General features: G+C 68.5%; 7 protein-coding genes. 4 read left to right on the forward strand and 3 right to left on the reverse strand.

What is annotated here, in order from left to right; all coding sequences use genetic code 11:
• Positions 1–589: 3-deoxy-7-phosphoheptulonate synthase (locus AC1DHD_RS12370; protein ID WP_476880005.1), on the reverse strand; the 589-nt coding region annotated here is incomplete at its 3' end.
• 201 nt (positions 590–790) lie between these two features.
• The gene (locus AC1DHD_RS12375) at positions 791–1,558 is read right to left on the reverse strand and encodes a lysophospholipid acyltransferase family protein (RefSeq protein ID WP_476879999.1); all 768 of its coding nucleotides are present in this window, start codon (positions 1,556–1,558) and stop codon (positions 791–793) included.
• Between the two features lie 111 nt (positions 1,559–1,669).
• On the opposite strand from AC1DHD_RS12375, the gene AC1DHD_RS12380 reads away from it, so the two are divergent.
• The 3 genes from AC1DHD_RS12380 to AC1DHD_RS12390 are packed head-to-tail and all read left to right on the forward strand — an operon-like array spanning position 1,670 to position 3,817.
• A complete protein-coding gene (locus tag AC1DHD_RS12380; RefSeq protein ID WP_476880000.1) occupies positions 1,670–2,485 on the forward strand; it encodes an alpha/beta hydrolase in 816 nt (271 codons plus the stop codon).
• Positions 2,482–3,285, forward strand: a complete 804-nt coding sequence (locus tag AC1DHD_RS12385; protein WP_476880001.1) for an alpha/beta hydrolase — start codon at positions 2,482–2,484, stop codon at positions 3,283–3,285. Before AC1DHD_RS12380 ends, AC1DHD_RS12385 begins: the two co-directional genes overlap by 4 nt.
• Positions 3,278–3,817 (forward strand): hypothetical protein, encoded by a 540-nt coding sequence (locus AC1DHD_RS12390; protein ID WP_476880002.1) that lies wholly within the window; start codon positions 3,278–3,280, stop codon positions 3,815–3,817. Before AC1DHD_RS12385 ends, AC1DHD_RS12390 begins: the two co-directional genes overlap by 8 nt.
• Before the next feature lie 46 nt (positions 3,818–3,863).
• Here AC1DHD_RS12390 and AC1DHD_RS12395 read toward each other — a convergent pair whose 3' ends face one another.
• Positions 3,864–4,952 (reverse strand): ROK family glucokinase, encoded by a 1,089-nt coding sequence (locus tag AC1DHD_RS12395; protein WP_476880003.1) that lies wholly within the window; start codon positions 4,950–4,952, stop codon positions 3,864–3,866.
• Between the two features lie 186 nt (positions 4,953–5,138).
• Between AC1DHD_RS12395 and AC1DHD_RS12400 the strand changes: the two genes are divergently transcribed.
• Positions 5,139–6,959: an AMP-dependent synthetase/ligase gene (locus AC1DHD_RS12400; RefSeq protein ID WP_476880004.1), complete on the forward strand. Its 1,821-nt coding sequence runs from the start codon at positions 5,139–5,141 to the stop codon at positions 6,957–6,959.
• Positions 6,960–7,103: the final 144 nt, after the last annotated feature.

Below are 7,103 nucleotides of genomic sequence, written 5' to 3' on the forward strand. Positions count from 1 at the left end.
GGTCCGCGAAACCGCCCTGGGTGAACGCCCGGATCAGGTTCAGGGTGGACGCGGACGTGTGGTACGCCTTGAGCATCCGGCTGGCGTCGTGGGCGCGGGACTCCGGGGTGAAGTCATAGCCGTTGACGATGTCGCCGCGGTACGCCGGCAGTGTGACGCCGTCGCGCGTTTCATCGTTCGAGGACCGCGGCTTGGCGAACTGGCCAGCCATGCGGCCCATCTTGATCACGGGCATCGCGGCACCGTAGGTCAGGACCACCGCCATCTGCAGGATGGTCTTGACCCGGGCACTGATCTTGTCAGCCGTGGCGGCCTCAAAGGTCTCCGCGCAATCACCGCCCTGCAGCAGGAACGCCTTGCCCTGCGCGGCCGCGGCGAGCCGTTCACGAAGAATGTCCACCTCGCCGGCGAAGACCAGCGGCGGCAGCACGGAGAGTTCCTTGACCGAGGCGCCAAAGACGTCAGGATCGGACCAAGTGGGCTGCTGCGAGGCGGGCAGCTCCCGCCAGTTGTCCAGCCCCGGATAGTTGGCGGCGCCGCTCTGGGCCGTGCTGGTGAATGCCGTGCTGGTGAAGGGCGAGCCCGTCAGGGCACTGGCAGCCGGCTGGGAGTTGTGCAGGGACGTCGAGGGTGCAGATAGCTCAGTCACCCTCTAAGGATAGTTGTCCCGGCCCCGAACGGCCCGCCCGCCGTCATTGACTGCCGGGCATCCGTCACACAGCCCAGTCACACAGCCCAGTTACGCAGTCCAGTTACGCAGTCCAGTTACGCAGTCCAGTTACGCAGTCCGTTACGCAGTCCCGGGCGCCCCGGGGCCTTCGGGCGCTTCGGGTGCATCCGCTTCCTGCGCGGGACCGGCTTCCGGCGCCCCGCCGGTCTTTCCGGCCAGCCGCAGTTTGACGACGGCGGCGTACTCGTCCACGTATTCCTGGCCGGAGAGCCGCATGAGTTCGTACATGATTTCGTCAGTGACCGACCGCTGGATCAGCCGGTCGTCCTCCATGCCGTAGTAGCGGCTGAAGTCGAGGGGCTCGCCAAAGATCATCCCGATCCGCCGGATGTTCGGCACGCGTTTGCCGATGGGCTGGACCTTGTCGGTGCCGATCATCGCGACCGGAATCACCGGAACCCGGGCCTGCAGCGCGAGCCGGGCCACCCCGACTTTTCCGCGGTACAGGCGGGCGTCCGGGCTGCGCGTTCCCTCGGGGTAGATGCCTAGGAGCGAGCCGTTCTTCAGCACGTCCATGCCGGCGTCCAGGGACCGTGCGGAGGCCGCACCGCCGGACCGGTCCATAGGCAGCTGGTTGGTCAAGCGAAAGAACGCAGCCGTCAGTTTGCCTTTAACGCCCTTGCCCGTGAAGTACTCGGACTTGGCCAGGAACACCACGGGCCGGGGCACCATCAGCGGCATAAAAATGGAGTCGGAAAAGGAGAGGTGGTTGGAGGCCAGGATCGCGGCGCCCTGGGCCGGAACGTTGTCCAGGCCCTTCACCCACGGCCGGAACAACAGCTTCAGGACCGGCCCAAGGACGAACGTCTTCATGAACCAATAAAACACGTGGTGGACCTCTCCGGCAGGCGTCTGGCCGGCCCTTCTGCGGGACCGGCCGGGACTTCAATGACACCCTACTCTAGTGAGTTTTGTCGCGAACAGTGACACGATGGGCACATGAGCGAAAGCAGCACTCCGATGACGCCTGCCGCTTTCACCTACCCCGGCCACGGCGCCAACGCGGCCACCGGCGTGGCGATCTGCCACGGCTTCACGGGCAGCCCCCTGAGTGTGCTGCCCTGGGCCGAGCACCTCGCCGCACAGGGCTTCGCGGTCTCTGTCCCGCTGCTCCCCGGACATGGAACCGACTGGCGCGACCTCGCCCGGCACGGCTGGCAGGACTGGTACGGCGCTTTCGAGGCCGCGTACCTTGACCTGGCCGCCGGCACCCGCTCCTGTTTCGTGGCCGGGCTGTCCATGGGTGGGACCATCGCCCTGCGCACCGCGGCACGGCACCGGGTCGCCGGGGCCGCCGTCGTCAATCCGGGACTGAGCTTCTACGACCGCCGGGTACGGTACATCGGGCTGCTCAAGTACCTCCAGCGCACCACCGTCCCGCTCCAGGAAACGGAGTCGACGGCAGCGAGCACCCAGGATGGCGACTACTCCCTGACGCCCCTGGCGGCCGTCCACCAGTTACGCAAGCTCTTCACCGCAACGCTGCGCGAGCTGCCCGCCGTCGACGCCCCCACCCTGGTGTTCAAGTCCGACGTCGATGCCGTGGTGCCGCCGTCCTCGCTGGCGCTGCTCCGGCAGCGCCTCGGCTCACGGGATCTGACCGTGGTCCCGCTGCCGGCCAGCGGCCACGTTGCCACCCTCGACGTCGATGCCCCCACGATCTTTGAACTGTCCGCCAGCTTCTTCCAGGCGCACGCCGCCGCGCCGGGCGCCCCCACCGCACCCACCCAGCCCCAACTGACGGAGCAGCCATGAGCACAGCCCCCGACCACTCGCCGTTCAGCAGCCCGTTCACGGGTTCCGGCCCCCGGACCGGCGTGGTGGTCTCCCACGGCTTCACGGGCAGCCCGCACGGCGTCCGGGCGTGGGCGGAGTCGCTGGCCGCAGCGGGGTACGCGGTCCGGATGCCGTTGCTGCCCGGGCACGGCACCAGCTGGCAGGAACTTGCCCGGACCCGCTGGCAGGACTGGCATGCCGGGATTGACGCCGCCTACCAGGAACTGGCCGCGGAGTGCGACCACGTGGTGGTCGCGGGCCTTTCGATGGGCGGCGCCCTGGCACTGCGGCTGGCCGCCACGCGCCCGGTTGCCGGTGCCGTGCTGGTGAACCCCGGGCTGGTCATTGACGATCCCCGGGCTCCGCTGGCCGGAATCCTCAAGTTTGTCCTCAAGAGCACCCCGGCCATCGCCAATGACATCCTGATGGCAGGCGTCGATGAAGGGGCCTACCCGCGGACCCCGGTGGCGGCCGCGCACGAGTTGAACAAAATGTTCAAGGACACCGTGCGGCTGCTCCCCCGCATCACCGCCCCGGTCCGGGTCTACCGTTCCACCGTGGACCACGTGGTATCCGACGCGAGCATCGCCGCGCTGCGCCGCGGACTGGGCAACGCCGCGCTGGAGATCATCCCGCTGGAGAACAGCTACCACGTGGCTACCATGGACAACGACGCGCCCCAGATCTTCCGCGGCACGGCCGAGTTCATCCGGTCGGTTGTGGAGGGACACACCCCCGGCGCCCCCAGCGCCAGCCAGAAAGAAACGGCAGATGACTAGACCCGATCCGGATTCCCAGGACTCCAGCGCCAACCAGGACGACGCCGTCTGGCTCGACCTGGTGGCCCGTCTGGAGGCAACGGATTCCGGTGCCGGAGCGCATGGGACGCTGGACCCGCAAGGTCCCGGAGCTCCTGCGGCCCGGACCTTCCGGGACTTCGATCCGCTGGGCCTGGCCGTCCCGCCGGCAGAACCGGTGTCCGGCCGGCCGGACTCCCCCGCTGGCGCCGACGAAGCGGGGGCGGACCGCGGGTCCCTCTCCGGCCCGCGCGACTATGAGCCGGATGACGACGACGGCGCGTTCGTTCCGGAAGAACCGCCGAGCCTGGCCGGAGCCGACCCGCTGACGGTGCTCGCATGGCTCGGCGCGGTGGGCGGCCCGATCGCCCTGCTGCTGTCCGCCATGTTCTGGCGGTCCGCGCCGCTGCTGGCCGTGGTGGGCATGGTGGTGGCCTTCGCGGCGTCGGTGGTTTTCCTGATCATGAAGCTGCCGCAGGAAAAGGACGATCACGACGACGGGGCGCGGGTCTAGCCGGTCCTGCACACAGCCGCATGCCGTGGGGTCCGCGGCAGGGCGCCTAGTTGCGCATCCGGCTGCTGACCCTGGAGAGGTCCGCGGCGCCGATCAGTCCGGCGTTGGGGCCCAGGGCCGCCAGTTCTATCCTTGCCGCGGGGCGGAAGCCGCGGCCGGTCAGGTTCCGCGCGAACGCGCGCCGGGCGGGGGCCACCAGCAGCTCGCCCGCGTCGCAGAGTCCGCCGCCGATGACGAAGGTGCCCGGGTCCAGGGAGGCCGCCAGGTTCGCCAGGCCAAGGCCCAGCCATTCCCCCACATCATCGAGCAGCTCCCGCGCCGTGGGATCCCCGGCCTTGGCCAGTTCGGTGACAATGACCCCGGTGATGAGTGCCGGGTTGCCGTCCACGGCTTTCAGCAGTTCCTGCGCCACCGGAGAGTTCGCCGCGGCCAGTTCCCGGGCCTCCCGGCCCAGGGCGTTGCCGGATGCGTATTGTTCCCAGCAGCCCCGGTTGCCGCATTCGCACCGGTGCCCGCCGGGCATGATGATCTGGTGGCCGAATTCCCCGGCCACCCCAAAGCGTCCCCGTTCCAGCCGGCCGTCCATCACCATGGCGCCACCGATCCCGGTGCCAAGGGTGATGCACACCAGCCGGCTCTCGCCGCGTCCGGCCCCAAAGCGCCACTCGGCCCAGCCTGCGGCATCGGCGTCGTTGGTCAGCAGCACGGGACGGCGCAGCAGCCGCTGCAGGTTCTCCCGGAGGGGTTCGTTGCGCCAGGCCAGGTGGGGGCTGAAGAGCACGGTGGCGCCGTCGAGATCCATCCAGCCGGCCGCTCCGATGCCAACCGATCCGATCCGGTGCCCCTGGCCCAGCTCCGCCACAAGATCAACGATGACCTGTTCGACGGCGCGCGGGTCGCTGCCCGGCGTGGACCGCTTGGCCTGGCTCAGGATGCGTCCCTCGGCGTCCACCACCCCGGCCGCCACCTTGGTTCCGCCGATGTCGATGCCGATGGCGAGGCCCTTGCGGCCGAGCCGGAGATGCCCGCGGAACGGTCCTGCCTCCGGCGTGCCGGCGAAGCGCTGGTTCCTGTGCTGCCAGGCGGCGGTCCTGCGCTGCGGTCGGGGCTGCTGGGCCGGTGTTGGAGTATGCATCGTTCCCTATTCTAGGGCCCGTCCACCCGGTCACGGCCGGGGTCCGGGGACGCCGCCGAGTGGCGGTCCGGAGGCCTTGACCGTAAAGTTACTGGCCAGTAGGTGAAGTGGGACACACCCCTCGGGGCCCGCATACTACTGTTAGTCGTACCCCCTAGCGGGTCAATGGATATCAAAGGAGCTATCGTGCGAGAAATCAGTGTCCCGCCCCTGGTCACCGTCCCCCCGGAAACAAACGTGACGGACCTGGTCCTGCGCCAGGCTGCCAAGGCGTCCAACCCCGCCCTGTTCTCCCGGCTCGACGCCGCGGGCCAGTGGCAGGACATCCGGGCCACCGAGTTCCTGGCCGATGTCTCCCTGCTCGCCAAGGGCCTGATGGCCAGCGGCGTGGGTGCCGGCGACCGGGTGGGCATTATGTCCCGCACCCGCTACGAGTGGTCCCTGGTGGACTTTGCCATCTGGTTTGCCGGCGCCGTCTCGGTTCCGATCTACGAAACATCCTCCCCGTCGCAGGTGGCCTGGAACCTGGGTGACTCCGGTGCCGTCGCCGCGTTTGGCGAATCGGCCCACCACGAGGACATCATCCGGCAGGCCGCCACGTCCGAGGGCCTGACCGGGCTGCGGCACGTCTGGCAGCTTGAGGGGGACGCCCTCGACGAGGTCCGCGCCGCCGGCTCGGCCATTACCGACGCGGAACTCGAAGCCCGGCGCAGCCAGGCGTCCCTGCAGGATCTCGCGACGATTATCTACACCTCCGGGACCACCGGCCGGCCCAAGGGCTGCGAACTGACGCACGGCAACTTCGTGGAACTCTCCGACAACGTGCTGGCCACCTCGCTCGGCCAGACGGTCAATGAGCAGGCCAGGACCATCATGTTCCTGCCCCTGGCCCATGTTTTCGCGCGCTTCATCTCGGTGCTGGCGGTGGCCGCCGGCGTGACGGTCGCGCACACCCCGGACATCAAGAACCTGCTGCCGGACCTGCAGAGCTACAAACCGACCTTTATCCTTGCGGTCCCCCGGGTCTTCGAGAAGGTCTACAACTCCGCCATGACCAAAGCCGAGGACGGCGGCAAGGGCGCCATCTTCCACCGGGCAGCTGAGACCGCCATCGCCTGGTCCAAGGCCCGGCAGGCCGGCAAGGTGGGCCTGGTGCTGGGGCTCAAGCACTCCCTCTTCGACAAGCTCGTTTACGGCAAACTCCGCGATGCGATGGGCGGCCACGTGGCCCACGCCGTATCCGGCGGCGGACCGCTCGGGGAGCGCCTCGGCCACTTCTTCCAGGGCATCGGGCTGCAGATCCTCGAGGGCTACGGCCTGACCGAAACCACCGCCCCCGTCACCGTCAACACGCCGTCGCTGATCAAGATCGGTACCGTCGGCGCGCCGATCCCGGGGAACGCCGTCAGGATTGCCGAGGACGGGGAAATCCTGGCCAAGGGCGTCTGCGTGATGCGCGGCTACTTCAACCGCGAGGACCTGTCCGCCGAAGCCTTTGTGGACGGCTGGTTCCGCACCGGCGACATCGGCCAGCTCGACGAACAGGGCTTCCTGACCATCACCGGGCGCAAGAAGGAAATCATCGTCACTGCCGGCGGCAAGAACGTGGTCCCGGCCCTGCTCGAGGACCAGATCCGCGCCGACGCGCTGGTCTCGCAGGTGCTCGTGGTGGGCGATAACCGCCCGTTCATCGGCGCCCTCGTAACTCTCGACGAGGAGGCCCTCCCGGGCTGGCTGCAGCGCCACGGCCTCCCGGCGTCGACCACCCTGGCCGAGGCTACCGCCCACCCCGCCGTCAAGGCCGCCGTCCAGGAGCTCATCAACCACGCGAACCAGTCCGTGTCGCAGGCGGAGGCCATCAAGTCATTCCGGATTGTGCCCTCCGACTTCACCGAGGCGTCCGGGCACCTGACGCCCTCCATGAAGGTCAAGCGCGCCCAGGTGATGAAGGACTTCGAGAGCGTCATCGAGGAAATGTACTCCGCGAAGCGTCCCACGCACGCCTAGGTGTACTGGGCCGGGACGTTGTTGACACTTAGGGCTTGAAAACGAGGAGGACCTCCGGGCTAAGTGGAGCTGTCTAATTCACACACTTCGCGCTCGGAGGTCCTCGTGTCCCACGTTAATGCCCGACTGACAGTTCATGGAAGA

This window comes from Arthrobacter sp. 05L45_2 (assembly GCF_056397525.1).